Raw genomic sequence first — 25,653 nt, forward strand, 5'->3', positions numbered from 1 at the left:
GGCGGTCGGTTTTGTACGCTGAGGAACGGTACTGCGATGGAAGAGACGGCGACGATGACAACAGAGCTGGCGCTGCTGCTGGCGCTTTCGACGCTCTGGGGAGCCTCCTACACCTTCATCAAGATCGGCGTCGAAACCATCCCGCCTGTGACGCTGGTGGCAGCACGGACGCTTGTCGCCGGCCTGCTGCTTCTCGCTATCATCCGCTGGCGCGGCCTCAAGATGCCGCGCGACCGGCAGACGTGGGTCTACTTTCTGGTCCAGGCCTGCCTGAACAGTGTGCTGCCTTTTACGCTGATCGCCTGGGCCGAGCGGACGACCAATGCCGGCCTTGCAGCAATCCTGAATTCCACGACGCCGATCTTTGCCTTTCTGATCACGGCGCTGATCACACGGCACGAGGTCCTCACAAGCCGCAAGCTGTTCGGTGTATCGGCGGGATTGATCGGAACCGCGCTGATCATCGGTATCGGAGCGCTTGACAGCATCGGATATGCGCTCTGGGCGCAGCTCGCGATCGTGACCGCCACGATCTGCTATGCAGGCGCCGCGGTCTTCGGCCGGAATTTCAGGGGGCTCGATCCTATGATGCCGGCTGCCGGCTCGCTGATATCGGGGGCGGTAATCCTGATCCCGGTCAGCGTCATCGCCGATCGTCCCTGGACGTTGCAGCCGAGCCTGCATTCCGTCCTCGCTCTCCTTGCCCTCTCTGTCTTTTCGACGGCGCTTGCCTTTGTGATCTATTTCCGCCTCGTGCAGACGCTCGGTTCGGTCGGCGCCACGGCTCAGGCCTATCTGAGGGTACCGATCGGCGTTGCAATCGGTGTCGTCTTCCTCGGCGAAACGCTGTCCTCCACGGCAGGCCTTGGGCTTGCCTGCGTCATGGCCGGTGTCATTGCAATGACGCTGCCCACCCGAGCGCGGGTCCGCCAGGCGGTCTAATCCGCAATCGCTTGTTCGACAAAAATCGAAAATCGCCTGTTGTCATCGCGCTGTCATTAATGATGAGGATACGGGTCGGCGCAGTGGGGGAATATTGGCGTGGATGCAAAAGAAATGACCGATGAGAAGACGGCGGCTCCACCGGCAGGTACACCTGCGGAAGTGTTCGGCGCCTTCCTGAAGCTTGGCCTCACCTCGTTCGGCGGACCGATCGCGCATCTCGGCTATTTCCGCAACGAGCTCGTGACGCGTCGCAAATGGATCGACGAGAAGGGTTATGCCGATCTCGTCGCGCTCTGTCAGTTTCTTCCCGGTCCCGCATCGAGCCAGGTCGGCTTCGCCATGGGCCTGCTGCGCGGAGGGCCGCTGGGGGCGCTTGCGGCGTGGAGCGCATTCACGCTTCCGTCCGCGCTGATCCTCATCATATTCGCAACTGCCGCCACCGCGCTAGACAATCCTCTCGGACAGGGCCTGCTGCACGGATTGAAGCTCGTCGCCGTCGCTGTCGTAGCACAAGCCGTCTGGGGCATGGCACGATCGTTGACGCCCGACAAGCCGCGCGCAGGCATCGCGCTGGCCGCGGTTTTCATCGTGACATTGGGGGGAGCGTTCGGCCAGCTCGCAGCCATCGTGCTGGGTGCGGTTTCCGGGCTCGTGCTTTGTCGCGAGGCCGCCATCGAGCACAAGGCAAGTTTTTCGTTCGGTATATCGCGATCATCAGGCGTCACCTGCCTGCTGGCGTTCCTGCTCCTTCTGTTCGGACTGCCGCTTATCGTTTCCATCATGGATTGGCAGGGGCTGCGCCTCTTCGATGCCTTTTATCGCTCAGGCGCGCTGGTGTTTGGCGGCGGCCATGTTGTCCTGCCGCTGCTCGAGGCGGAGGTCGTGAGGCCGGGCTGGGTTTCGGAAAACGCCTTTCTCGCCGGTTACGGTGTCGCACAGGCCGTGCCTGGTCCGCTTTTCACGTTTTCGGCCTATCTCGGGGCGGTGATGGGGCCGGCTCCCAACGGTATCGCGGGCGCAGCCATCGCTCTGGCCGCCATCTTTCTGCCGGGCTTTCTGCTACTCGTCGGCACCCTGCCTTTCTGGGACAGGCTCAGCACTTATCCGCTGGCGCAGGCGGCCATGCGGGGCGCAAATGCCGCCGTGGTTGGCGTGCTGGGTGCCGCACTCTACAATCCGGTATGGACAAGCGCGGTCCTTACATCGGCTGATTTTGCTCTTGCCCTGTCGGGCTTCCTTCTGCTGGTGGTCTGGAAGGCGCCGCCATGGATCGTCGTGGTGCTGATGGCAGCAAGTGCGATCCTGCTGCAGCTTTCCGCCTGAACCGTATCGGGCCAGTCAATCCTTTGGCGACAAGGCGGCTTCTATCGCCGCCCATGCCATCAGGCCAAGCCTAGCATCCGCCGCATCGTTGCCGCCATGGGCGTGAAGGCTGGAGCGGGGCGTCGTCTCGCCTGGAAGCAGCACCCGATGGCCCGCCTCAGGGTCAACGACCAGTGACACCGGCCTGCGGCCTTTTTCACGCCGGCTGGCAAGCTCACGCGCAGACCTCTCCGAGGGCCAGAGTGCATCGTCTCCGCCAGCCACGAGGACGAGATCTGCGGTGGCCCTCTCGACGGGAATGCGCGCTCGCCACAAGGTTTGCTCGTCCGTATCCAGGCAGCTTTCGAAGAAGGAGCGATAGGACACCAGCCCATCGCGATAGTCCCGTTGCCACGCGGGATCGGCGGGGACGAATTCCAGTGGCTCTCCCTTCCAGGTCCAGGATGAACGTTCGGGCCATTCTCTGCCGTCCTTGCCAGGCCCGATATTGCCCCAGACAACCGAGCTCGGGCTGATCGCTATAACAGAGTTCACGCGCGCGTCCCGGGTGGCGACAAGCAAGGCCGCTTCCGCGCCTTTCGATGTCCCGACGAAGACGATGCGCCGGCATCCCCGCGAAATCAGGTAGTCCGTGGCGTCACAGAAGGTTTCCAGCGGGATTTCGCAGATGCCGGGCGATTGCCCCGTTGCGCCGAACCATTGCAGCGCCAGTGCTTTCGCGCCGGCCCCGGCAAACAATCTCGCACGATCGATATCGACCCTGCCGCTGGAACCGCTGAGCACGACGACACCGGTCTCATTCGCATCGGGCCGGGAGACGAATGCGCCGTTTACCCGGCCTTCGAGCCGTTCGATTTTGCAGCTGTCCATCGCGCTTGTTACCATGCTGACATCTTGTTGAATTATCGGATGGTTCTCGACTGTCACTGAGGACGGAGCCTATCATGGTCGAGCATGCGCGTGCAGGGGCCTCTTTCGAGGATGCCGATGTCGTCAGCAACTATCCTTACCGTCCGCCATATCCCGAGGCGATCTACGGGAAGTTGCTTGCCATCGCGCCTAAGCGCAGCTGTCTGCTGGATATAGGCTGCGGCCCCGGCAAGATTTCACGGCCGCTCTCGCGGCATTTCGAAAAGATCATAGCCGTCGATCCCTCCCGCCACATGATCGAGCTCGGTCAGAGCCTGGAGGAGGGGCGCGCACGCAACCTTCACTGGATCGTCGGTTTCGCCGAAGATGTCGATATTCCCGATCGTCCCGATCTCATCGTTGCTGCTGCCAGCATCCACTGGATGGATCACAAGCGCCTTTTCGCACGGCTGAAAACCTACGCCGCCGCCGATCACCGGGTGGCCGTCGTATCAGGAGATGCGCCTTTCCAACCGGCCTGGGAGGCGGACTGGCAGTCTTTTCTCACCAGATGGGTTCCTGCCATAACGGGCGAGGCGTTCGATCCCATTGGCAAGCGAGAGGACTGGTCGGCCTATAAGGCGTTCCTCGACATCGAAGGCTCCGAGCATTTCCACTCCGCTTCATTCGAGCAAAGCGTCGAAGACTTCATTCGCTGCCAGCATTCGCGCGATACGTTCGCGCCGTCCCGTCTGGCCGGCAGGATGAACGAGTTCGACGGAGAGCTCGGCGAGATGCTGGCTCCCTATGCTCGCGAACGAAAACTGAGTTTCATCGTCCGGACGAAACTGGTCTGGGGCTCGATCAGCTTGTGATCTGCCTGTGCCCAAAACCGCAATCCGGCCGGTCAAGATGTTGAACCTCTAGACCACTGCCATGATGACGTGGGCCTGAATTTTGGCGGCAATCTCACCGTCGCCATGCCGGTCGGCAATCGCGGATGCGGCACAATCGGTCGCAACGTCCAGTTTTCCCGGGGCTCTGGCTTCGATTTCGCTCCGAAGGACTGTCCCGTGGCAATAGGCGAGGGCAGGAATCCGGGGCGAGGATGCGCGGCTGTGTTCGGCTTTCGTTTCGATCACCACATGGGAGAAACCCGCCTCTTCCAGCTCGGCGCGGATCAACGCCTTGTCATGATAGCCGTGCGGCGTGCGGGCCAGGAAGCGTGGCGGATCGTCCGGAAACATCCTCGCAAGGGCATTCGTCACGTCGTCGGCAAAAACATTCTCCTCGATGCGGTCCCATACGTTGAACAGGAAATGTCCGCCGGGCTTCAAGACACGCTTTGCTTCTCGGTAGCCGGATATGCGGTTCGGGAAGAACATCGCGCCGAACTGACAGCAGACGAGATCGAAGGCGGCATTTTCAAAGGGCAGCGCCAGAGCATCCGCCTGGCGCCATTCCAGGCGACTATCGAAGCCTTGCTGCGAAGCGGCATAGTCGAGCATCGGCTGGTTGAGATCGCTGATGATATAGCGTGCGCCCGACGACAGTTTCGGCGCCAGTGCGCGGGTGACGACCCCGGTGCCTGCTGCGGTTTCCAGAACGACGCCGGGAGACAGGGAAGCCGCTCTCCGGGCAAGATCCAAGGCGAAGGGCTCGAAAATCAGCGGCACCATATAGTGGTCGTAGTTTTCCGGGATCGAGCCGACGAACAGCTTGTCCTTTTCCAGCATTGTCGTCACCTTCCGCCGCCCAATAGGGCTTTAAGCACATCAGTTTCACTCCCGCTCACAGCCGCAGGCTTTCGTCCAGCCAAACCCGGAAGCCGCCGCGGAAGGCGTTGTCGTTGCTGCCACGCCGGCATTTGGGCGGCAGATCCTTCAGCTTTTCGACGTTGCCGCCACCGATGACGATATAGTCAGGCAGCAGGGCGGCAGCCAGGCGGTCGGCGACGTCGAAGACCGATTTTCGCCATCTGCCCTTACCGCGACCTTCCAGGCCGCGTTCGCCGACATAGTCCTCGAATGTCGCCTTCTTGTAGGGCATGTGCGCCAGTTCGAGCGGCATGCAGACGTTCTCGGCGATCATCGCCGAGCCGAGGCCCGTGCCGAGGCCAAGGAAGAGCATACGGCCGGCCTCGTAGCTGCCGATCGCCTGCATCAGCGCGTCGTTGACCATGCGCACGGGTTTGCCGAGGGCGTTTTCGAAATCGAAGCCCTTCCATCCCGGGCCGAGGTTGAACGGATCGGCCGCGGGGCGGTGGGCAGCGACGGGGCCGGGATAACCCATGGCGACGACATCATAGTGCCAGTCGGCGGTCAGATCGGTGAGGGCTGTCACCATCTTCGCCGCCGTCATCGCGCGCCCCGATACGACCGCACGTCTCTCGCTGCCGCTGCTGAGTTCCGCCTTCACGTGCGAGCCGCCGATATCGACGGCGAGCACGATGCGGCCGGCCGGCGCCGCAACCTTCGGCTTGGCTCGCTCACGCGTCTGCTTTTCTTCCATTGTGTCAGCCATGGCTGGCGCTCCTATCCGGCTGTACCCTCATTCCTTCCCGCACTATTCTATAGAGCCCGCGCTATTCTATCGGGCGCAAGATCGTAGCCGGCTGTCAAGCCGGTATATTGCGGATCGCTTAATTTCATCTCAGGATGGCAGGGAAGACGAGCAAATAGAGCGGAGGAACAGCACTTGGCCTTTCCGACACGACCACCCGGTTCCGTCGAGCCGCCAGGTGCGCCGGGCATCGAGCCCCGATGGACGTCCAGCGACAAGAGTGCTGTTGGTACCGCCGTCAGTTCGGCGAGCTGCGTCTGGTTCACGGCAAGCCACGGCATCCTCAACGAGATCTACGCGCCACGGCTCGATATGGCCTGCGTGCGGGATTTCGGTTTCATCGTCACGGCTCCGGGCTATTTCTCCGAGGAGAAGCGCGACGCCGATCACAGCGTACAGGCGATCGAGGACGGCGTTCCGGCCTTCCGCCTCGTCAATACCGCCCGCGACGGGCGCTATCGCATCACCAAGACCATCTTTTCAGACCCTGAGCGCGAGGTGGTGCTGCAGGACATCTGCTTCGAGGCACTGATAGGCAATCTCTCAGACTACCGGCTGCATGCGCTTGTTGCCCCGCATCTCGTCAACGGCGGCGCCGACAACAACGGCTGGTACGATGATTTCAAGGGCAGGCAGATGCTGTTTGCCGAGGGTTCCGGACGGTCACTCGCCATTGCCGCTTCGGTGCCCTGGCTTGCGCGGTCAGTTGGCTATGTCGGCATCTCCGACGGCTGGCAGACGCTGTCGCGCGGCGAGGGGCTGAATGAGGAGTACAACTGCGCCACATCAGGCAATGTCGCGCTGTCAGGGACACTGGATATGCAGGCGGGCAAGGGCCAAGCTGACCAGGGAAGGGCGCTGATCGCCATCGGCTTCGGCACGCAGCCGGAGGAGGCTGCCCTGCGCACGCTGCTCAGCCTTCAGCAGGGCACGGAACCGGCGCTGAAACATTATCGCAGCGGCTGGCGGGAATGGCAGGCCGGCCTGCTTGCGCTCGACAAACCACATGATCCTGACAAGCTCAACCGTTACCGCGTCAGCACCGGCGTGCTTGCCACGCACCGCGATGATGCGTCCGGCGCCATCATCGCCAGCCTTTCCATCCCCTGGGGCTCCAGCAAAGGCGATGACGACCTTGGCGGTTATCATCTGGTGTGGACGCGCGATCTGGTGGAAACGGCGGGCGGTCTGCTTGCGGCCGGGGCCACAGCGGATGCACGCTCCGTGCTCGACTATCTCGCTGTCATCCAGGAAGCGGACGGCCATTGGGTGCAGAATGCCTGGCTCGACGGAAGGCCCTACTGGTACGGCATCCAGATGGATGAGACGGCCTTTCCCATCCTGCTCTATGACATGCTGCTGCGCTCAGGCGCGATCGATGCCTCGGAGAGGGGACGCTATCTGCCCATGGTCGAGGCGGCTGCGGGCTATATCGTCAGAAACGGCCCCGCCACCCAGGAGGATCGCTGGGAGGAGGATGCCGGCTACTCGCCGTTTACGCTCGCTGTGGAGATCGCCGGCCTGCTTGCAGCGGCCGATGCCGTGGAAGCGGCGGGGCGGCTGGATGCGGCGCACTATCTGCGCGAGGTCGCCGACGGCTGGAACGAGCGCATCGAGGAATGGACCTACGCCACCGATACCGAACTGTCGCGCCGTCTCGGCGTCGAAGGCTATTATGTGCGCATCGCCTCGGCGACCGATGGCAGCCTGTCACTGCGGCGTGACTTCATTCCGATCCGCAATCGGGACGATCTCGGCGAGGTGCTTGAAGCGGACCTGCTGATAAGCCCGGATGCGCTGGCGCTGGTGCGCTTCGGCCTCCGCGCCGCCGACGACCCGCGCATGCTCGGCACAGTCGCGGCAATCGATGCGGAGTTGCGCCGCGACCTTCCGGCCGGTCCCTACTGGTATCGCTACAATGACGACGGCTATGGCGAGCGCATCGGCGGTGCGCCCTTTGCCGGCAGCGGTGTCGGCAGGCTCTGGCCGCTCTTGACCGGCGAGCGCGCTCATTATGAACTCGCCGCCGGGCGAGCGGACGAAGCGCAGCGGATGCTTGCTGCGCTGGAAGCTTCGGCAAGCGAAGGTGGGCTCTTGCCTGAACAGATCTGGGACAGCGAAGACGTGCCGCAGCGCGAGCTTTTCCTCGGCCGACCCTCGGGCAGCGCCATGCCGCTCGTCTGGGCGCATGCCGAACATATCAAGCTGCTGCGCTCGCTGCGCGACGGCGTGATCTTCGACATGCCGCCCCAGACCTTTGCCCGCTATGTCGCAGCAAAGCCGGCGCCGGCACCGTTCTCCTGGCGGCTGACGGCCCGACGCGACCAGATGCAGGCGGGCCGGCGGCTCCGCATCGAACTGCCCGAGCCTGCTCTGGTACGCTGGTCCACCGACGGCTGGGCAAGCGCCGCCGACAGCCCATGCCACGACACCGGCTTCGGCACTCATGTCTTCGACCTGCCGACGCAGGCGCTCGGCCCCGGCATGATCGACTTCACGATCTTCTGGAAGGATGCGCAGCGCTGGGAGGGTGTGGATTTTCAAATTGAGGTGGTTTGAGGCGGGACCCATTTCCGCCAGTCTCGCGGAATTCCAGCCAATAAGAAAAGCGGCCGTTTCCGGCCGCTAAAGGGATTTGTTCCAATTTCTCTGTATTTCCGGAAAACTTGGGATCCGGTCAGAGGCCAGCCCCAGGGGATCAGGACTAAAGTCCAGACCCAGGGGATCAGGACTTGTAGATCAGCCAGCTCTTGGTGAATTCTTTCTGCATTCCGTCCTCATAGACGACGGTGCAGTTGCGGCCGGCGTTTTTGGCGCTGTAAAGCGCGATATCGCTCTTGGAGTAGAGTTCGCCGGCATCGTCGGCGTGCGAGGCCATGCAGATGCCGATGGAGACAGTGACCGGGCCATAATTGACGCGGGTACGGGAATTCTTGAAGGGGGTGGATTCCAGCGTCCGGCGAATGCGCTCGGCGACCGCCGTCACTTCGTCCAGCGTGTTGCCGTCGATGATGAGCGCGAATTCCTCGCCGCCGGTGCGGGCGACGAAAACATCGCGCCGGACATTGGTGCGGATGACGGAGGCCACCGTCGCCAGAACCTTGTCGCCGACCGGATGGCCGTAGGTATCGTTGATCTTCTTGAAATTGTCGATGTCGGCCAAGAGCAAGGCGGTCACCGGGCGCAACGCCGGATTATTGAAGACGGCGGCCAGCCGGTCGTCGAAGGCGCGGCGGTTGGACAGGCGCGTCAGCGAGTTGGTATTGGCGATGCGCTTGTATTCGTCGAGTTCCTTGCGGACCTGATCCATCTCCTGCGAGCGCTGGACCATGTCTTCGACGGTCTTTTCGCCGTGGGTGATCGTATCGCCGGTTGCCTGGGTGAGCAGGTCAATGGCGTTTTCGATGAGATCGGCGCTCATCGTGCTCTTGGAGCTGATGCGCTTGCAGGTTTCGTTCAGCAGCCGGTTATAGCTTTCGAGCGAGGTCTGCTCCTGGCGCAGCACGCGCAGCAGGCCTTCCAGCTCGCCGGCAATGCGGCTGTGGGCATCATCGAAGATCTTGGCTGGTGCAGTGTGGGAGCAATGCTGGGTGCCGAGAGCGTCGAGCTCGGCCTGCGTCGCCTGGCTACCGAGCGCAGCAAGGTCACGGGTGAGCGCCGGGTTGGAGCCAATATAGGCCTCGTAGAAGAGTTCGTAGTTGCGGGGAATTGGTGCAACGCCCATGGAGCGCATGGCATAGGTGATCTGACCCGCCACATCGGGAACCTGCACCTTGGGCGCAACGGCCGTATTCATTCCGGCAACTCCTCATCCAATTCTTAAGCAATCTTCTATTTGTTATCTTAGATTTCTTGGGAAATGATTAAAGCGACATATACCAAAGATTACATACGATAAGTTTGATGGGCATCAATACTACGATCAGCCCTATGATTTTTCTCAAATATTTGTAAGTTCGACTGTAACGGAGACACCTCTTATACGCGAGGTGCTCCAAAAAAGTTCAATCGTTTTCTCTTTTCAGGGACTGTTTTCGTTTTGTTGACGGTCGGTATCTTTGGTCTGGTCTACTGGCGGGCAGGGCGAGGCGACAGATTCTGTCTCAAGAGACCGGATTTATGGGGATCGGATCGCGGTCCCCTGTCGAAGGCATGAAGATCATGGAATCGCCTCGCCACACGTCACCCTCCATACTTGCGCTCGCCATCATTGCCGGCTGCGCTTTTCTTTTACAGCAGACTGGCTTCTTCAACGGCATCTTCAGCACGGATATCCTCGCCAGCGTAAAGGCGGAGGATATTCTCAGCGTATCCGATATCGCCGCCATGGAAAGACCCGTAATCCAGCCCATGACGGCGGCCCATATCGATCCGGCCGAGACGGCCTCTGTGCGATAGCTAGCAGCCTTAGTCTCAGCCGAGGTTCAGCTCCTGGAAGAAGTCGTTGCCCTTGTCGTCGATGACGATGAAGGCCGGGAAGTCTTCCACCTCTATCTTCCAGACGGATTCCATGCCGAGTTCGGGATATTCCAGCACATCGACCTTGCGGATGCAGTCCTGCGCCAGGCGGGCGGCCGGGCCGCCGATGGAACCGAGATAGAAGCCCTGATGCTTCTTGCAGGCTTCGCGCACGGCGCGCGAACGGTTGCCCTTGGCGAGCATCACCATCGAGCCGCCGAAGGACTGGAACTGGTCGACATAGGAATCCATGCGGCCGGCGGTGGTCGGGCCGAAGGAGCCGGACGCGTAACCGGCGGGCGTCTTGGCCGGGCCGGCATAATAGACCGGGTGATTCTTCATATAGTCCGGCATGCCTTCGCCCTTTTCGAGCCGTTCGCGGATCTTTGCATGGGCGAGATCGCGGGCGACGATGATCGTGCCCGATAGCGACAGGCGCGTCTTGACCGGATGCTTGGAAAGTTCGGCGAGAATATCGGCCATCGGCTGGTTCAGATCGACACGCACGACGGATTCGGAGAGCTTCGCCTCGTCGATATCGGGCATGTACTTGGACGGATCGGTTTCCAGCTGCTCGATGAAGATGCCGTCGCGGGTGATCTTGCCCTTGGCCTGGCGATCGGCGGAACAGGAAACGCCGAGGCCGATCGGCAGCGAGGCGCCGTGGCGGGGCAGGCGGATGACGCGCACGTCATGACAGAAATACTTGCCGCCGAACTGGGCGCCGACACCGAGGCTCTGCGTCAGCTTGTGGATCTCCTTTTCCATCTCGATGTCGCGGAAGGCATGGCCGTTTTCGGAGCCTTCGGTCGGCAGTTCGTCGAGGTAGCGGGTGGAGGCGAGCTTGACGGTCTTCAGGTTCATCTCGGCCGAGGTGCCGCCGATGACGATCGCCAGATGGTAGGGGGGACAGGCTGCCGTACCTAACGTGAGGATCTTCTCCTTGAGGAAGTCCAGCATGCGGTCATGCGACAGGAGCGAGGGCGTGCCCTGGAAGAGAAAGGTCTTGTTGGCCGAGCCGCCGCCCTTGGCGACGAAGAGGAAGTCGTAGCTATCGGTGCCTTCCTCATAGATATCGATCTGCGCCGGCAGATTGTTCTTGGTGTTCTTCTCCTCGAACATCTTGATGGGGGCGAGCTGCGAATAGCGCAGGTTCTTCTTTTCATAAGCGTCGAGCACGCCCTTCGAGAGCGCCGCCGTATCGCCGCCTTCGGTCCACACACGGCGACCCTTCTTGCCCATGATGATCGCCGTGCCCGTATCCTGGCACATGGGCAGCACGCCGCCGGCGGCGATATTGGCATTCTTCACGAGCTCATAGGCCACGAAACGGTCATTGTCGGTCGCTTCCGGATCGTCGAGGATCGAGGCGAGCTGCTTCAGATGGCCGGGGCGCAGCAGATGGTTGATGTCGGCGAAGGCGGTTTCGGCGAGCAGGCGGATGCCCTCAGGGTCGACCGTCAGAATCTCCTGACCCTTGAAGCTGTCGACCGAGACATAGTCGCTGCTGATCTTGCGGTAAGGGGTGGTGTCGGCGCCGAGGGGGAAGAGATCGTCAGCCATCGAAGTGACCTTTCTGGTGGGATAGTTTGGAACCGGTCTAAAACTGGTGGATGGCAAAATCAATTGGCGAGGGCGGGGGATTAGCGGCAAAAATGACGCGTCTCCTCCCCCCTCATCCCTGTGCTTGTCACAGGGATCCAGCAGCCGCGTGTCCACGCGGCGCGGGACTCCTAGCCCTACGGCACCTCAAGTTATGCCGAAATATAGCGCATCGTTGAGACCCGGATTGTGCCGGTTCTGTTGTTTAAGAGTCTTTTCGGCTTGCAGACGCAAGCCGGCTGGATCCCTGTGACAAGCACAGGGATGAGGGAGGAGAGGTGAGACGCCGAGCCTCTACGGCAGCAGATAAGGCAAGTGTCTTTGCCGCGTTCCCCAAATAGAAAAGGCCGGCTAAGCCGGCCATTTCATGCTTCAAACCAACCCAATCACTTCGGGCTGATCATCGTCTCCGGCCGCACGATCGCGTCATACTCTTCCGATGTCACCAGCCCACTCGCCAGCGCCTCTTCCTTCAGCGTCGTACCATTCTTGTGTGCCGTCTTGGCGATCTTGGCGGCCGCATCGTAGCCGATCTTCGGCGCAAGGGCGGTCACCAGCATCAGCGAACGTTCGAGGCCGGCCTTGATATTGTCTTCGCGGGCCTCGATGCCGACGACGCAATTGTCGGTGAAGGAGACGGCTGCATCGCCGAGAAGCTGCACCGACTGCAGGAAGTTATAGGCCATCATCGGATTGTAGACGTTGAGCTCGAAATGGCCCTGGCTGTCGGCAAAGGTGAGGGCCGCGTGGTTGCCGAAGACATGGATGCAGACTTGTGTGAGCGCCTCGCACTGGGTGGGATTCACCTTGCCGGGCATGATCGAGGAGCCGGGCTCGTTTTCAGGCAGCGCCAGTTCGCCGAGGCCGGCGCGCGGGCCGGAGCCGAGAAGGCGGATGTCGTTGGCGATCTTGAAGAGAGCGGCCGCCGCCGCATTGATCGCGCCATGGGCGAAGACCATCGAATCATGCGAGGCGAGCGCCTCGAACTTGTTCGGCGCGGTCACGAAAGGCATGTGGGTGATTTCGGCGATCTCTTCGGCAACCTTCTCAGCGAACCCGACCGGCGCATTCAGGCCGGTGCCGACGGCGGTGCCGCCCTGGGCGAGTTCGCAGAGGCCGGGCAGGGTCATTTCGATACGCTTGATGGCGGAGCCCACCTGCGCGGCGTAGCCGGAAAACTCCTGGCCGAGCGTCAGCGGCGTCGCATCCTGCGTGTGCGTACGGCCGATCTTGATGATGTGGCTGAACTCGGTGACCTTCATGTCGAGGGCGGCATGCAGGTGCTTCAGCGAAGGCAGTAGGTGATGGGCGACCTGTTCGGCGCAGGCGATGTGCATGGCCGTTGGGTAGGTATCGTTCGACGACTGGCTCATATTAACGTGATCGTTCGGGTGCACCGGCTTCTTGGAACCCATGACACCGCCGAGCATTTCTATGGCACGATTGGAGATCACCTCATTGGCGTTCATGTTGGACTGTGTGCCGGAACCGGTCTGCCAGACGACCAGCGGGAAATGGTCGTTCAGCTTGCCGTCGATCACTTCCTGGGCGGCATCCACGATGGACTTGCCGATGTTGGAATCGAGCTGGCCGAGCGCCATGTTGGCACGCGCCGCCGCCTGCTTGACGATGCCGAGCGCACGCACGATCGAGAGCGGCTGCTTTTCCCAACCGATCTTGAAATTGCCGAGAGAACGCTGCGCCTGCGCGCCCCAGTAACGGTCGCTGGCGACTTCGATCGGGCCAAATGTATCGGTTTCGGTGCGGGTGGAACTCATGGCTTCGTGCCTTCCTGTCACATGCTGTTAAGAGCAGTCTTTGAAGATGAGGAACTTATAGGGTGGAAAGCTTTCCAAGAAAACCGGAGGTTATGCGAAATATTGAAGACGGATCTCAAGTTTTGCATCGCCATTCAGGCGCTGTAAGGCCGTGTTTTTTCGGCCACGCCGGGAAATTAATGCAAAGAGTGGCAGAAAGCGCCCTTTCTCCTGGTGGAAAATTCGGTAAAAAATTAACTAATAATTTCATAATTTTGTGTGAACTGCTGCACGGCGCTTGCGTTCGACCCCGTCACACAAAGTTGAGCCTGAAAGCGCTGGCGGCGCAGTCCGATTTCTGATGAATGGGCCGCAGCTGCCGGGAATTTCTGGAAGAATTGATCAGAGCCTTTTTGCTCGACAACAGCATGGTACTGGGACTGGAAAACAAGATGAAATTCGTTTTGAAAAGCGCGGTTTCCGCATTGGCACTTTCCTGTGTGATGGGCGCGGTTCCTGCGCATGCCTATACGCTGATGGACATGCTGCGCGGCGACCGGGCAAGAAGCGGCCAGAGCACGATCATCATGGATCCTTCGGCTCCGGTTCGCGGCAATCGTAACGGCCTTGGCGGCGATATCGATCCGGAAGCCGCGATGCCGAAGGTTTCCAGCCCGCGCTACTACACCTACAAGGCTGAAACGCTGCAGCTCGTCGATACGACGAAGTTTGCCGATCCTGTCGTCACCGGCGCAGTCGCCGACGTCTCCGGCTCGGCCACGACCGACGGTGCTCCACAGCGCCACTTCCTGACGGAAGCCAAGGTTCGCGCCAATGCCGATATCGCCAAAGCCCTGCAGGCCTATTACGGTGACGGCAAGAACCCGCTGGTCTGGGTTTCCAGCGATGGCATTAATGATCACGGCAAGGCGGCCCTTAGCGTGCTCGCCGATGCTGCAAGCGTCGGCCTCGATCCGGCCGATTATGCCGTGTCCGAACCGACCATCGATCCGGCCAATCCGGATCCCGATGTCCGCGACCGGGCGCTGACGCAGTTCGAACTGGCGCTTTCCTCCAAGGTTCTCGCCTATGTGCAGGACACCACGCGCGGCCGCGTCGACCCCAACAAGCTCTCCGGTTATCATGATTTTCAGCGCAAGGTCGTCAAGCTCGATCCGGTGCTGAAGCTCTCCCGCATGAGCCCTGACGTCGCTGCCTATCTCAACAGCCGCAACCCCGACAGCACGCAGTTCCTGGCGCTGAAGGCCGAGCTCGCCAAGCTGCGCGCCGCCGACGGCGGCAATGAAGCGCCGATTACCATTTCGCTCACTTCCCTGCTGCGCCCGGGCGACAGCTCGCCGGAAGTCGCCAACATCGTCAAGGCGATCCAGAAAAATGGTTCGGAAGAGCTGAGGACAGCACATGCGGCCACCTTTTCGGCCTATACTGGCAGCAGCGACTATTCGCCCGAGATCGTGTCACTGGTCGAGGACTTCCAGAAGGAACATGGCCTGAAGCCCGATGGCGTCATCGGCCAGGCGACCGTGCGCACCATGACCGGCGGCGACAGCAACGGCTCCAAAATCGACAAGCTCGTCGTTGCCATGGAGCAGGCGCGCTGGTTGCCTGATGATCTTGGCCCGCGCTACGTGATGATCAACCAGCCGGCCTTCATGGCTTATTACTATAACGACTCCAAGCAGCAGCTTGCTATGCGCACCGTCGTTGGCGGCAAGAACAACCAGACCTATTTCTTCGACGACGAGATCGAGACGGTCGAGTTCAACCCGTTCTGGGGTGTGCCGCAGTCGATCATCATCAACGAGATGCTGCCGAAGCTGCGCTCCGACCCGAACTATCTGGACCAGATGGGCTACGAGGTCGAAGTCGGCGGCCGTGCCGTTCCGTCTTCCAGCGTCGACTGGTATGGTTCGACGCAGAACATTTCGGTCCGCCAGCCGCCGAGCAGCGACAATGCGCTGGGTGAACTGAAGATCCTGTTCCCGAACAGCCATGCCATCTACATGCATGACACGCCCTCGAAGAGCTTCTTCAAGCGTGACATGCGTGCGCTGAGCCACGGCTGTGTGCGCCTGGCAGACCCGCGCGCCATGGCGGCCGCCGTCCTCGGCACGACGGTGGATGATGTGGCGAAGCAAATTGCGACAGGCCAGAACCATGCGGTGAAGGTGCCGCAGAAGATCCCGGTCTATGTGTCCTATTTCACGGCATGGCCGAACAAGGATGGCGTGATCGAGTATTTCGACGACGTCTATGGCCGCGATGCCTATGTCGACAAGGCGTTCGATGTGACGACGAAGTCGCGTGAGGCGCAGATCTGACGCCAAGCGTTTGATGGTAATTTGAACGGGCGGTCTTTGGGCCGCCCGTTTTGTTTTTGGGTGTTTGCCTACGGGAAATATGAGGAGAGGGGGTCGCAACTGCAGATGCATCAACCCGATCACCAACCCTCAGATAATAGCAATCTTCGCCGCAGAACCGTTCAGCAGACTCTCCACCAGTTCCGGCGTCAGTTCATCGAAATGCGTGATGATCATGTCAGGATCGAGAGTTGACACCGGCACATCCGAATAGCCGAAGGGTACGGCGATCGCCGGCACACCGGCATTCTTCGCCACCGCAATATCATTGACACTGTCACCGATCATCACGGCGCGGGCAACATCGCCGCCGGCGCGTTCAATCGTGCCGGTCAGATGCCGCGCGTCGGGCTTGCGGTATTCGAACGTATCACCGCCGGTGATCGCGTCGAAATAATGCGTCAGCCCGAGCTTCTCCAGGAGTACGGTCGCGAGCCCTTCCATCTTGTTGGTGCAGACGGCGAGCGCATAGCCCGATGCCTTCAGGCTATCCATCGCGGCGACGAGACCGGGGTAGGGCTCGGTATGGCCCGGCATGTTTGCGCTATAATGGGCCACGAAACGCTCCACCAGTGCCGGCAGCTCTTCCTGCGAGATCGGGTGGCCCTGCAGCTTGCAGGCGCGCTCGATCATCACACGGGCGCCCTGGCCGACCAGGTGCGTCAGGTCGTCATAGGTGACGGGCTTAAGATTGAGCGCTGCGATCGTGTAGTTCAGGCTTTCGACCAGATCGACATGGGTGTCGAGCAGCGTACCGTCGAGATCGAAGACAACAAGGGCCCTATTCTGGGGAAGAGCTTGGCGGGCATTTTCGGGAGCGGGGGTCAAAGTGATGCCTCTTTGCGGGGTAGGATCATCCGGGAGTAGGCGATGAACAGGCGAAAAGCAACGCCAGGACGGCTGATAGAAAAGTCGCAGCCGAAACGCGTGGCTTTCAATCGCAGGACGATGATTTTGGCTTTCGTTTGCAATACGAGCCGTGTAAACAGCACATCCAACGCAATATCAGGAGCTGGCGGCGCATGGATGCCCGCGAAATGAAGATCAAGGCCGCTGAGGCCGCGCTTGTCCATGTTGAGTACGGCATGCGCCTCGGAATCGGGACGGGAAGCACGGCGGAAGAATTCGTCCGTCTGCTCGCCGAAAGGGTTGCAGCCGGTTTCAAGGTGGAGGGCGTTCCGACGTCCGAGCGCACCGCGCGGCTCTGCGTCGAACTCGGCGTTCCCCTGAAATCGCTGGATGAGCTGCCACAGCTCGATCTCACCATCGACGGCGCCGACGAAGTCGATGCGGGCTTGCGGCTCATCAAGGGTGGCGGCGGTGCGCTGTTGCGCGAAAAGATCGTCGCTGCAGCCTCGACTCGGATGATCGTCATTGCCGACGAAAGCAAGCTGGTGCAGACGCTCGGCGCCTTCGCGCTGCCGATCGAAGTCAATCCATTCGGTCTCGTTTCGACGCGCATCGCGATCGAAAGGACCGCCTCGCGCCTTGGTCTCTCCGGCGAACTGACGTTGCGTCAGTCCGGTGACGGAGAGTTTACCACTGATGGCGGACATCACATCATCGATGCATCTTTTGGCCGCATTCCTGATGCAGAGGCGCTTTCGAGGGAACTGAATTCCATACCCGGTGTCGTGGAGCACGGGCTTTTCATCAACATGGCGGCGCTTGCGATCATTGCCGGTCCTGCAGGCGCCCGCACGCTGCAGGCAAACAGATAACAGGAGCATAGAAACTCATGATGAACATTGCAGGTCTTGGCCGTCTTGCCGCTGCGACCATCGTTCTTTCCGGGCTTGCCTTCGGCTCTGCCGCAAGAGCGCAGGAAGTGTCCGAAGAGCAGCTGAAGGCTGCCCGCGCAGCCATGGACGCCATCGGCGCAACCACCCAGTATGACAACATCCTGCCGGGTCTGGCCGAGCGTCTGAAGGCCGGCCTCATCCAGGATTTGCCGAACTATCAGGATGTCATCTCCGCGACCGTCGATGCGCAGGCGCTGGCTCTGGCACCGCGCCGTGCCGACCTCGAAAAGGAAGCGGCTCTGACCTATGCAAAGGCCTTCTCGGTCGAAGAGCTGAAGGCGATCGCCGACTTCTACAATTCCGACGTCGGCAAGAAGCTGCTGCGCGACGGCCCGGTTGCCTCGCGCGAAACCGCCAAGGCTGCCGACATCTGGGCGCAGGGCATTTCCCGCGACCTCGAAAAGCAGAGCAATGTCCAGCTCTCCAAGGTCATCAAGGCTCCGCCGCCGGCGACCGACAGCCCGGCGACGCCGGCTCCGGCCGCAGCACCGGCACCGGCCAAGCCGTAAGGCCGCCTTCACCTTTCGCAAAAGCCCGGCATCGTCCGGGCTTTTGTTTTTCTAATCCTCCCTCCTATATGTGAACCACCCATCCAGCAATTCCCTCCGGAGATCATCATGCCTTCCTTCGACTACGACCTCTTCGTCATCGGCGGCGGTTCTGGTGGCGTGCGCAGCGCGCGCGTCACGGCCTCGCTCGGCAAGAAGGTGGCGATCGCCGAGGAATACCGCTATGGCGGCACCTGCGTGATCCGCGGCTGCGTGCCGAAGAAGCTCTTCGTTTACGCCTCGCAGTTCCACGAGCATTTCGAGGATGCTGCCGGCTTCGGCTGGACGGTCGGCGAAAGCTCGTTCGACTGGAAGAAGCTGATTGCCGCCAAGGATGGCGAGATCGCGCGACTGGAAGGGCTCTACAAGAAGGGACTTGCCGGCGCCAATGCCGAGATCCTGGAGACGCGCGCCGAACTCGTCGATGCGCACACGATCAGGCTTCTGAAGACCGGCGAAACGGTCACCGCCAAGACCATCGTGATTGCAACCGGCGGCAGGCCGAACCCGCATGAGGCGCTGCCCGGCCACGAGCTCTGCGTTTCCTCCAACGAGGCTTTCCATCTGGAAGAGCTGCCGAAATCGATTCTGATTGCCGGCGGCGGCTACATCGCTGTCGAATTTGCGAATATCTTCCACGGGCTCGGCGTCGAGACGACGCTGATCTATCGCGGCACCGAGATCCTCTCGCGCTTCGATGAGGACCTGCGCCGCGGACTGCATGAGGCGATGGTTGCCAAGGGCATCCGCATCCTCTGCCAGGACGTGATGCAGAAGGTGACGAAGGGCGAAGACGGCCTCGTCATCGAGACGCTGAAGAACGGCACGCTCAATGCCGGTGTCGTCATGCTGGCGCTCGGCCGCGATCCGAATACCAAAGGGCTCGGACTCGAAAAGGCGGGTGTTGCGCTGAACGAGCGCGGCGCCATCATCGTCGACGATTATTCGCGTACCAATGTCGAGAACATCTATGCGCTCGGCGATGTCACTGACCGGGTACAGTTGACTCCGGTGGCGATCCATGAGGCCATGTGCTTTATCGAGACGGAATACAAGAACAACCCGACTAAGCCGGATTACGACCTGATCCCGACCGCCGTCTTCTCGCAGCCGGAGATCGGCACGGTCGGCCTTTCCGAGGAAGAGGCGGGCAAGCGCTACAAGGAGCTGGAGGTCTACCGCGCCCAGTTCCGGCCGCTGAAGGCCACACTCTCCGGCCGGGCCGAAAAGATGATCATGAAGCTGATCGTCGATGCCGCAAGCCGCAAGGTCATCGGCGCCCATATCCTCGGTCATGACGCCGGCGAGATGGCGCAGCTTCTCGGCATCACGCTGAAGGCCGGCTGCACCAAGGACGATTTCGATCGCACCATGGCGCTGCATCCGACGGCCGCCGAAGAGCTGGTGACCATGTATGCGCCGAGCTACCGCATCCGTGACGGACAGCGCGTTTAATCTGGGTGTCTGATCTGTTCTCATGAAATGATGCCTGCCGCACGAGCGGCAGGCGAGAGTGGTTAGCTGGTTAGCCGCGGCGCGCGGATGACCTTCAGGAACAGCGCCTTCATTGCATCGGCAATGCCTTCGGTCGGCGACACCTCGAAATAAAGGCCGGGTGAGGCGCAGGCGGCCATGCGCGAGGGGATCTCGCTCTGGAAAGGCCTGATCCAGTCATTGTACCAGTTGTTGCTCGGCAGCGGCAGGTAGGTGGTGTAGAGCACGGCGATCTTGACGCCGCGATCCTTCAGCGGCTTGCAGAAAGACGTATCGATCGGTTCCTGGCAGCGGCCGCCGGTCGTCTTCTTGGTGCATGTCGAGGGCTTGTAGCTGTCGCCGACGCCATCCGACACGAAGAACAGGATCTTTTCCGGGTTGACGTTCGACGTTCCGTCGCCGGCCGGGTCGATGATCGTGTTCATCTGCGTCATGGCGCTGTCGAAGCTGGTGAGCTGGTCCTGATTGTAGTTCTGCTTGGGAATGGTCATCAGATCGACGGCGTTGGTATAGTTCTTTACCGCCGTCAGGTCCGAGGTGAGGCTCGATATCGTCGTCAGCTTGGCATCCTCGGCCTTGGTGCCGAACGTGTAGACGCCCATGCGGAACTGGTCGGCGCTGACGCGCTCGGTCTTGGCCGTATCGGTCAGCGCCTGGGTTGCCTTGCGCACTACGTCGATGCGCATGGCGACGCCGAGGTCCTTGGCAATCGTATAATTGTTGACGCTCTTGTCCATCTGGTGGCAGGCAAAGGCGCAGCCGGTCTTGGCCTCCAGCTTGGAAACATCGGTCGGGGTCGCGGCGACGCCCATGGAAGGCGTATTATCGAGCAGGATGTAGAAATCCATGAAGGAGGCGGTCTGATATTCCGCCGTCGCCGTGCCCGATATGGTGATCGAGTCCTGGCCGAGGACATGCATGAAGGTGGTGGGCACGGAGGCGCTGAAGGAGACGAACGAATTGATCTTGTTTGCCGTCTTGGTGACATCGATGCTGAGCTCTACAGGCACCGAGGTCAGTTCACCGGACATCTGTGAAAAGAAGATGCTGCGGGCATCCGTCTTGGCAACGGAGATGGTGCCGTTGCCCTTCATGGTCATGGCGGCTGCCACCGCATCCGATTTTTCGGAAACGGCGCCGACGGCTGCGGCATCAGCGGCGGCATAGAGCTGGGTGCGCAGGCTAAGCGCATGGGCATAGTCCAGCGCCAGACCGGCAGAGCCGACCAGCGGCACCATCAGCAGTGCCGTCATGATGCCGAAATTGCCGGACCGGTCCGAAAGGAAACCGGACGAAAGGATACCCATGCTGAACCCCTATTTTATTAGGGTATTCTGTACATTCGAAATCTAAATTAGCCGGAAAATAGCATGGTATATATAGCCTTAACGCCAGTTTCACCGTCATATTGGCGCAGCCAGAGTGACGCTGCGAGCCGCCGATCGAAACTCTCCCGGGGCGCCGAATGCGCTAGGCAAGGGGAGCCGAAAGGTTTATAAGCCGCCGCATTCTTTAACGGGCAGGCATCCGGGGCAAACTGGATGGGGAAGCAGATGAGTGACATGGCACAGAATTGGACCCCGAGCAGCTGGCGGAGCAAGCCAATCCAGCAGGTTCCGGAATATCCTGACGCGGCTGCGCTGGCCGCGACGGAAGCCGTGCTTTCCACCTATCCGCCGCTCGTTTTTGCCGGGGAAGCCCGCCGCCTGAAGAGCGCGCTTGCCAATGTGGCCGAAGGCAATGCCTTCCTGCTGCAGGGCGGAGATTGCGCCGAGAGTTTCCTGGAGCATGGCGCCGACAATATCCGCGACTTCTTCCGCGCCTTCCTGCAGATGGCCGTCGTACTGACTTTTGGCGCCCAGCTGCCGGTGGTCAAGGTCGGCCGTATCGCCGGCCAGTTCGCCAAGCCGCGTTCGGCGCCGATGGAAACGCAGGATGGTGTCTCGCTGCCGAGCTATCGCGGCGATATCGTCAACGGCATCGAATTCACGCCGGAAGCTCGTATCCCGAGCCCGGAGCGCCAGCTCGACGCCTACCGCCAGTCGGCCGCGACGCTGAACCTGCTGCGCGCCTTCGCGATGGGCGGCTATGCCAATCTCGACAACGTGCACAAGTGGATGCTCGGCTTCGTCAAGGATAGCCCGCAGGGCGAGCGCTACCGCAAGCTTGCCGACCGCATCAGCGAAACCATGGATTTCATGAAGGCGATCGGCATCACCCCGGACAATAATCCGAGCCTGCGCGAGACGGATTTCTTCACCAGCCACGAAGCGCTGCTGCTTGGCTATGAAGAAGCGCTGACCCGCGTCAACTCCACCTCCGGCGACTGGTACGCGACGTCAGGCCATATGATCTGGATCGGCGACCGCACACGCCAGCTCGACCATGCGCATGTGGAATATTTCCGCGGCATCAAGAACCCAATCGGTCTCAAGTGCGGCCCGTCGCTGCAGCCTGACAACCTGATCGAACTGATCGATGCGCTGAACCCTGCCAACGAAGCCGGACGCCTGACGCTGATCTGCCGCTTCGGCCACGACAAGGTGGCCGACAGCCTGCCGAAGCTCATTCGTGCCGTCGAACGTGAGGGCAAGAAGGTCGTCTGGTCCTGCGACCCGATGCACGGCAACACGATCACGCTCAACAGCTACAAGACGCGCCCCTTCGAGCGGATCCTCTCGGAAGTCGAAAGCTTCTTCCAGATCCACCGCGCCGAAGGCACGCATCCGGGCGGCATCCACATCGAGATGACCGGCAAGGACGTGACCGAATGCACCGGCGGCGCCCGCGCCGTGACGGCCGAGGACCTGCAGGACCGCTACCACACCCATTGCGACCCGCGCCTCAACGCCGACCAGGCACTGGAGCTGGCATTCCTGCTGGCCGAGCGCATGAAGGGCGGCCGGGATGAGAAGCGGATGGCTGCCAACGCTTAAGGCGAGTAGCCGATAGAGTTTGAAAGCCCGGCCTTGCGCCGGGCTTTTTTGTTTGTGGATCGGCACACCTCATACTCCCTCATATCAGTGCTCACGGATGAGGGAGGAGAGGGCATCACCGCACCTGAACATCAAGATGGTCGTCGTGGCGCGCCGCCCGGCATCCCTGAAAACGCACATGATCGTCGACAATACCGAGCGCATTCTTCATATGCGGTTCAAGAAATACCTTCTCCACTCCGAACCGGCTCACGCCCTCAGTGGTCAGCGAATTGATCGCGGCAACCATCCGCTGCTCCTCAAGCCGATAGTCCGGAAACAACGGCTGCAGCACATCCAGATCCCATCGCCCGGTCAGCCAGTCATTCCATCCTTTGCATGGCTGCTCCTCGCCATCGGCGGGCTGCTCGAAGGCGAAATAGCCGATCGGCGAGCGAGTGATGCCATCGAGGACGTTGCCGCTGGCATCTTTGTAGTAATAGGCGAAGTCGAGCTTCCTGCCATCGGTATGCGACAGGTGCGGCAGCAGGGGAAAGCCCGTCAGGAACGGGAAGTTGGCATCCAGCGCGATGGTCGTGGTGCCGGGAAATTCCTTTTCCATATGATCGGCCAGGGCATGGGCCAGATCGCGCAGGCGTGGCGTCACATAGTTGCGACCGAGGGCGCAGTAGATCGGTGAGCGGATGACGAGCTTTTCCGAAGCATTTGCCAGACACGACAGGGGAACACGCCCGAAGATCGGCGCAACGATGCTGGTGGCGAATATCAGGCTGGTATAGACGAGTAGAAAGATTGCAAGCCTCGGCACAAATCTGCCCACGCCACAGAGGCGTGCAACCACAAGGCCCGCAAGATAAGCGATACCGCCGATCTGGGTGAGCAGGGTCAAAAAGACGACGATTGCGAAGCGGAAGGCGAAACGAAGCATCTGATGTTTTTTTGCAACGTGAGTTGCGATTATCTTCCATTGCCATTCTGATGAGTGATGACACAAGAGGGTAAGTTTGATGCGAACACGTCCGTCTGCGCGGCTGCTTCTGCTCGACCAGTTCGACTGCGTCCTGCTGTTCAAGTTCGTCTTCAGCTCTGGCGCCCTTGCGGGCAGCCAATATTGGGCGACACCGGGCGGCGGGCTCGAGGACGGGGAAACGTTTGAGGAGGCGGCTCTACGCGAACTGCGGGAAGAGACGGGCCTTCATGCGGAGCAGGTGGGAACATCGATCGGCAGCCGGTCCTTCGATCTGCGGCTACCCGATGGCGAGACGGTGTGGGCCGAGGAGCAGTTCTTTGCCGTGCGCGCCGAACGCGGCGCGATCTCCGACAGCGGTTGGACGGATTTGGAGCGGGAAGTCATGGCCGATCATCACTGGTGGTCGGCCGCGGAACTGGTCGGCAGTACCGAGATCATTTTTCCCGACGGAATCCTCGATCTGATGGAGGCCGCCGCCGCGCAGCCGGCCTTGCCTAGTGCCGTGCGTCGTTGATCAGCCCTCTTGTGGTCGGGTCACAGGCCCTGTATGCAGGCTGCATGACCCGTGTACCGACCCTTTCCGGCCTGTATTACGCGCTGCTCCCATAGAGCGGCGACGGTCATCTACGACACCCGAAACGCCGCACGGTCGGCGGCGTGTGTTTCAGCAGAAGGTCTCCGGCCTGATTGGCCCCCATGGAGACCCTTGTGACCCTCAATTTCCAACCATCCACCAGACCCCGGTCGGAGTTCCTGCGTGTTCTCTCGGAGCGCGGATTCATCCAGCAATGCACCGACCTCGAGGCGCTCGATAGCTGGCTCGGTGCCGGGAGCGGTACAGCCTATAACGGCTTCGATCTGACGGCCGACAGCCTGCATGTCGGCCATCTCATCCCCATCATGATGCTGCGCTGGTTTCAGAAGACCGGTAACAGGCCGATCGCACTGATGGGCGGGGCGACGACCCGGCTCGGCGATCCGAGCTTTCGCGATACGTCGCGCCCCTTGCTCAGCGAAGAGCAGATCGCCGGCAATCTCGCCGGCATCCGACGCATCTTCGAACGGTTCCTCACCTTCGGCGACGGGCCGACCGATGCGCTCATGGTCAACAATGCCGATTGGCTGGGCAATCTGAAATACCTGGATTTCCTGCGCGATGTCGGCCCGCATTTTTCCGTCAACCGCATGCTGACATCCGAAAGCGTGCGCCAGCGGCTGGAGCGGGAGCAGTCGCTCTCGCTGCTCGAATTCAACTACATGGTCATGCAGGGCTATGACTTTCATGTGCTTGCCGAAACGCATGCCTGCCTGCTGCAGCTCGGCGGTTCGGACCAATGGGGCAATATCCTCAGCGGCGTGGAATTCGGCCGGCGCGCCGGCGGACGAACGCTGTTCGGACTGACGGCGCCGCTCCTGACGACGGCCTCGGGCGCGAAAATGGGCAAGAGTGCTGCGGGCGCGGTGTGGCTGAATGCCGACCGGCTTTCGCCTTATGAGTTCTGGCAATTCTGGCGCAATACCGAGGATGCTGATGTCGGCCGCTTCATGCGGCTCTTCACCGACTTGCCGCTTGACGAGATCGCCCGGCTGGAAATGCCGAGCGGCTCCGAAATCAACGTGGCGAAGAAGGTGCTGGCGGATGAGGTGACACAGCTCTGCCATGGCGTAGATGCCGCGGCAGAGGCCTCCGAAACGTCTCGCCGCATGTTCGAAGACGGCGAAGCTGCCGCGGGGCTGCCTACCGTCATGGTGACCGGCGAAGGGCTTCGTGAAGGCCTGCCACTGCCGGACGCGCTTGTGACCGCCGGGCTTGTTAAGTCGAAAAGCGAGGCGCGCCGACTGATCCTTGGTGGCGGGGTTCGGGTCAACAGCCGCGGCGTTGACGATGAAACCATGCGGCTCGGTTATGCGGATATGGAGGGTGGCGTCATCCGCCTATCGGTCGGTCGGAAGAAGCACGTGCTGTTGCGGCCGAAACCGTGATGCGATCGGGGGCGGGCGCCTATGTCACGTAGGCGACCGCTCC

General features: G+C 61.1%; 23 protein-coding genes. 13 read left to right on the plus strand and 10 right to left on the minus strand.

Annotation, left to right across the window (positions count from 1 at the left end):
• The first annotated feature begins 54 nt into the window (after positions 1–54).
• Together ACR9ZQ_RS14785 and chrA are read left to right on the plus strand one after the other, a co-directional pair.
• Positions 55–942, plus strand: a complete 888-nt coding sequence (locus ACR9ZQ_RS14785; RefSeq protein WP_481428180.1) for a DMT family transporter — start codon at positions 55–57, stop codon at positions 940–942.
• Positions 943–1,056: 114 nt separating this feature from the next.
• Positions 1,057–2,268 (plus strand): chromate efflux transporter, encoded by a 1,212-nt coding sequence (gene chrA, locus ACR9ZQ_RS14790; RefSeq protein WP_310387689.1) that lies wholly within the window; start codon positions 1,057–1,059, stop codon positions 2,266–2,268.
• 15 nt (positions 2,269–2,283) lie between these two features.
• Here the strand turns inward: chrA and ACR9ZQ_RS14795 are convergent, their stop codons facing one another.
• Entirely contained in the window at positions 2,284–3,138 is an 855-nt protein-coding gene (locus ACR9ZQ_RS14795) for an acyl-CoA thioester hydrolase/BAAT C-terminal domain-containing protein (RefSeq protein ID WP_481429323.1), read from the minus strand.
• A gap of 74 nt (positions 3,139–3,212) precedes the next feature.
• On the opposite strand from ACR9ZQ_RS14795, the gene ACR9ZQ_RS14800 reads away from it, so the two are divergent.
• Positions 3,213–3,992, plus strand: coding sequence for a class I SAM-dependent methyltransferase (locus tag ACR9ZQ_RS14800; protein WP_481428181.1), 780 nt, complete (start codon positions 3,213–3,215; stop codon positions 3,990–3,992).
• A gap of 48 nt (positions 3,993–4,040) precedes the next feature.
• Here ACR9ZQ_RS14800 and ACR9ZQ_RS14805 read toward each other — a convergent pair whose 3' ends face one another.
• Positions 4,041–4,853 carry a class I SAM-dependent methyltransferase gene (locus ACR9ZQ_RS14805; protein WP_481428182.1) on the minus strand — a complete coding sequence of 271 codons (813 nt, stop codon included), beginning with the start codon at positions 4,851–4,853 and terminating at the stop codon, positions 4,041–4,043.
• 55 nt (positions 4,854–4,908) lie between these two features.
• Complete coding sequence (locus ACR9ZQ_RS14810; RefSeq protein ID WP_481428183.1) at positions 4,909–5,640, minus strand: ROK family protein; 732 nt, start codon at positions 5,638–5,640, stop codon at positions 4,909–4,911.
• A 174-nt stretch (positions 5,641–5,814) separates the two neighbouring features.
• On the opposite strand from ACR9ZQ_RS14810, the gene ACR9ZQ_RS14815 reads away from it, so the two are divergent.
• Entirely contained in the window at positions 5,815–8,238 is a 2,424-nt protein-coding gene (locus ACR9ZQ_RS14815; RefSeq protein WP_481428184.1) for a glucan 1,4-alpha-glucosidase, read from the plus strand.
• Positions 8,239–8,404: 166 nt separating this feature from the next.
• Here ACR9ZQ_RS14815 and ACR9ZQ_RS14820 read toward each other — a convergent pair whose 3' ends face one another.
• Positions 8,405–9,475 carry a diguanylate cyclase domain-containing protein gene (locus tag ACR9ZQ_RS14820; protein WP_481428185.1) on the minus strand — a complete coding sequence of 357 codons (1,071 nt, stop codon included), beginning with the start codon at positions 9,473–9,475 and terminating at the stop codon, positions 8,405–8,407.
• Between the two features lie 323 nt (positions 9,476–9,798).
• Here ACR9ZQ_RS14820 and ACR9ZQ_RS14825 point away from each other — a divergent pair, with 323 nt between their 5' ends.
• Positions 9,799–10,077 carry a hypothetical protein gene (locus ACR9ZQ_RS14825; protein ID WP_481428186.1) on the plus strand — a complete coding sequence of 93 codons (279 nt, stop codon included), beginning with the start codon at positions 9,799–9,801 and terminating at the stop codon, positions 10,075–10,077.
• 15 nt (positions 10,078–10,092) lie between these two features.
• Here the strand turns inward: ACR9ZQ_RS14825 and ACR9ZQ_RS14830 are convergent, their stop codons facing one another.
• Both ACR9ZQ_RS14830 and fumC read right to left on the minus strand, forming a co-directional pair.
• The gene (locus ACR9ZQ_RS14830) at positions 10,093–11,700 is read right to left on the minus strand and encodes a fumarate hydratase (protein ID WP_481428187.1); all 1,608 of its coding nucleotides are present in this window, start codon (positions 11,698–11,700) and stop codon (positions 10,093–10,095) included.
• 425 nt (positions 11,701–12,125) lie between these two features.
• Positions 12,126–13,517: a class II fumarate hydratase gene (gene fumC / locus ACR9ZQ_RS14835; protein WP_310387677.1), complete on the minus strand. Its 1,392-nt coding sequence runs from the start codon at positions 13,515–13,517 to the stop codon at positions 12,126–12,128.
• Positions 13,518–13,579: 62 nt separating this feature from the next.
• Between fumC and ACR9ZQ_RS14840 the strand changes: the two genes are divergently transcribed.
• Both ACR9ZQ_RS14840 and ACR9ZQ_RS14845 read left to right on the plus strand, forming a co-directional pair.
• Positions 13,580–13,858 carry a hypothetical protein gene (locus ACR9ZQ_RS14840; RefSeq protein WP_481428188.1) on the plus strand — a complete coding sequence of 93 codons (279 nt, stop codon included), beginning with the start codon at positions 13,580–13,582 and terminating at the stop codon, positions 13,856–13,858.
• Positions 13,859–13,948: 90 nt separating this feature from the next.
• Positions 13,949–15,838, plus strand: a complete 1,890-nt coding sequence (locus tag ACR9ZQ_RS14845) for a L,D-transpeptidase family protein (RefSeq protein ID WP_481428189.1) — start codon at positions 13,949–13,951, stop codon at positions 15,836–15,838.
• Between the two features lie 129 nt (positions 15,839–15,967).
• On the opposite strand, the gene ACR9ZQ_RS14850 is transcribed toward ACR9ZQ_RS14845, so the two are convergent.
• Both ACR9ZQ_RS14850 and ACR9ZQ_RS14855 read right to left on the minus strand, forming a co-directional pair.
• Positions 15,968–16,705, minus strand: coding sequence for an HAD family hydrolase (locus ACR9ZQ_RS14850; protein WP_481428190.1), 738 nt, complete (start codon positions 16,703–16,705; stop codon positions 15,968–15,970).
• Positions 16,702–16,950 carry a hypothetical protein gene (locus ACR9ZQ_RS14855; RefSeq protein WP_310388032.1) on the minus strand — a complete coding sequence of 83 codons (249 nt, stop codon included), beginning with the start codon at positions 16,948–16,950 and terminating at the stop codon, positions 16,702–16,704. Before ACR9ZQ_RS14855 ends, ACR9ZQ_RS14850 begins: the two co-directional genes overlap by 4 nt.
• Here ACR9ZQ_RS14855 and rpiA point away from each other — a divergent pair.
• From rpiA to gor, 3 genes are all read left to right on the plus strand, one after another.
• A complete protein-coding gene (rpiA, locus tag ACR9ZQ_RS14860; protein ID WP_310387669.1) occupies positions 16,900–17,598 on the plus strand; it encodes a ribose-5-phosphate isomerase RpiA in 699 nt (232 codons plus the stop codon). The genes ACR9ZQ_RS14855 and rpiA overlap by 51 nt on opposite strands.
• Positions 17,599–17,615: 17 nt before the next feature.
• On the plus strand, positions 17,616–18,188 hold the full coding sequence (locus ACR9ZQ_RS14865; RefSeq protein WP_481428191.1) for a DUF2059 domain-containing protein: 573 nt from the start codon (positions 17,616–17,618) through the stop codon (positions 18,186–18,188).
• Positions 18,189–18,296: 108 nt separating this feature from the next.
• The gene (gene gor, locus ACR9ZQ_RS14870) at positions 18,297–19,682 is read left to right on the plus strand and encodes a glutathione-disulfide reductase (protein ID WP_310387665.1); all 1,386 of its coding nucleotides are present in this window, start codon (positions 18,297–18,299) and stop codon (positions 19,680–19,682) included.
• Between the two features lie 62 nt (positions 19,683–19,744).
• Here gor and ACR9ZQ_RS14875 read toward each other — a convergent pair whose 3' ends face one another.
• Positions 19,745–21,028, minus strand: coding sequence for a TadE/TadG family type IV pilus assembly protein (locus tag ACR9ZQ_RS14875; protein ID WP_310387663.1), 1,284 nt, complete (start codon positions 21,026–21,028; stop codon positions 19,745–19,747).
• A gap of 255 nt (positions 21,029–21,283) precedes the next feature.
• On the opposite strand from ACR9ZQ_RS14875, the gene ACR9ZQ_RS14880 reads away from it, so the two are divergent.
• On the plus strand, positions 21,284–22,657 hold the full coding sequence (locus tag ACR9ZQ_RS14880) for a class II 3-deoxy-7-phosphoheptulonate synthase (RefSeq protein WP_481429324.1): 1,374 nt from the start codon (positions 21,284–21,286) through the stop codon (positions 22,655–22,657).
• 115 nt (positions 22,658–22,772) lie between these two features.
• Here ACR9ZQ_RS14880 and ACR9ZQ_RS14885 read toward each other — a convergent pair whose 3' ends face one another.
• Positions 22,773–23,585 (minus strand): hypothetical protein, encoded by an 813-nt coding sequence (locus ACR9ZQ_RS14885; RefSeq protein ID WP_481428192.1) that lies wholly within the window; start codon positions 23,583–23,585, stop codon positions 22,773–22,775.
• Between the two features lie 79 nt (positions 23,586–23,664).
• On the opposite strand from ACR9ZQ_RS14885, the gene ACR9ZQ_RS14890 reads away from it, so the two are divergent.
• Positions 23,665–24,141, plus strand: a complete 477-nt coding sequence (locus ACR9ZQ_RS14890) for an NUDIX hydrolase (protein ID WP_481428193.1) — start codon at positions 23,665–23,667, stop codon at positions 24,139–24,141.
• A gap of 194 nt (positions 24,142–24,335) precedes the next feature.
• Positions 24,336–25,610 carry a tyrosine--tRNA ligase gene (gene tyrS / locus ACR9ZQ_RS14895; protein WP_310387656.1) on the plus strand — a complete coding sequence of 425 codons (1,275 nt, stop codon included), beginning with the start codon at positions 24,336–24,338 and terminating at the stop codon, positions 25,608–25,610.
• The last annotated feature ends 43 nt before the right edge of the window (positions 25,611–25,653 follow it).

Source organism: Rhizobium sp. KNZ14-9A, assembly GCF_056755015.1.

Excerpts from the sequence above, each read along its gene's own strand:
- ACR9ZQ_RS14785 (WP_481428180.1), top strand. The coding sequence starts at position 55 with ATGACAACAGAGCTGGCGCTGCTGCTGGCGCTTTCGACGCTCTGGGGA.
- chrA (WP_310387689.1), top strand. The coding sequence starts at position 1,057 with ATGACCGATGAGAAGACGGCGGCTCCACCGGCAGGTACACCTGCGGAA.
- ACR9ZQ_RS14795 (WP_481429323.1), bottom strand. The coding sequence starts at position 3,138 with ATGGACAGCTGCAAAATCGAACGGCTCGAAGGCCGGGTAAACGGCGCA.
- ACR9ZQ_RS14800 (WP_481428181.1), top strand. The coding sequence starts at position 3,213 with ATGGTCGAGCATGCGCGTGCAGGGGCCTCTTTCGAGGATGCCGATGTC.
- ACR9ZQ_RS14805 (WP_481428182.1), bottom strand. The coding sequence starts at position 4,853 with ATGCTGGAAAAGGACAAGCTGTTCGTCGGCTCGATCCCGGAAAACTAC.
- ACR9ZQ_RS14810 (WP_481428183.1), bottom strand. The coding sequence starts at position 5,640 with ATGGCTGACACAATGGAAGAAAAGCAGACGCGTGAGCGAGCCAAGCCG.
- ACR9ZQ_RS14820 (WP_481428185.1), bottom strand. The coding sequence starts at position 9,475 with ATGAATACGGCCGTTGCGCCCAAGGTGCAGGTTCCCGATGTGGCGGGT.
- ACR9ZQ_RS14825 (WP_481428186.1), top strand. The coding sequence starts at position 9,799 with ATGGGGATCGGATCGCGGTCCCCTGTCGAAGGCATGAAGATCATGGAA.
- ACR9ZQ_RS14830 (WP_481428187.1), bottom strand. The coding sequence starts at position 11,700 with ATGGCTGACGATCTCTTCCCCCTCGGCGCCGACACCACCCCTTACCGC.
- fumC (WP_310387677.1), bottom strand. The coding sequence starts at position 13,517 with ATGAGTTCCACCCGCACCGAAACCGATACATTTGGCCCGATCGAAGTC.
- ACR9ZQ_RS14845 (WP_481428189.1), top strand. The coding sequence starts at position 13,949 with ATGAAATTCGTTTTGAAAAGCGCGGTTTCCGCATTGGCACTTTCCTGT.
- rpiA (WP_310387669.1), top strand. The coding sequence starts at position 16,900 with ATGGATGCCCGCGAAATGAAGATCAAGGCCGCTGAGGCCGCGCTTGTC.
- ACR9ZQ_RS14855 (WP_310388032.1), bottom strand. The coding sequence starts at position 16,950 with ATGGACAAGCGCGGCCTCAGCGGCCTTGATCTTCATTTCGCGGGCATC.
- ACR9ZQ_RS14865 (WP_481428191.1), top strand. The coding sequence starts at position 17,616 with ATGATGAACATTGCAGGTCTTGGCCGTCTTGCCGCTGCGACCATCGTT.
- gor (WP_310387665.1), top strand. The coding sequence starts at position 18,297 with ATGCCTTCCTTCGACTACGACCTCTTCGTCATCGGCGGCGGTTCTGGT.
- ACR9ZQ_RS14875 (WP_310387663.1), bottom strand. The coding sequence starts at position 21,028 with ATGGGTATCCTTTCGTCCGGTTTCCTTTCGGACCGGTCCGGCAATTTC.
- ACR9ZQ_RS14880 (WP_481429324.1), top strand. The coding sequence starts at position 21,284 with ATGGCACAGAATTGGACCCCGAGCAGCTGGCGGAGCAAGCCAATCCAG.
- ACR9ZQ_RS14885 (WP_481428192.1), bottom strand. The coding sequence starts at position 23,585 with ATGCTTCGTTTCGCCTTCCGCTTCGCAATCGTCGTCTTTTTGACCCTG.
- ACR9ZQ_RS14890 (WP_481428193.1), top strand. The coding sequence starts at position 23,665 with ATGCGAACACGTCCGTCTGCGCGGCTGCTTCTGCTCGACCAGTTCGAC.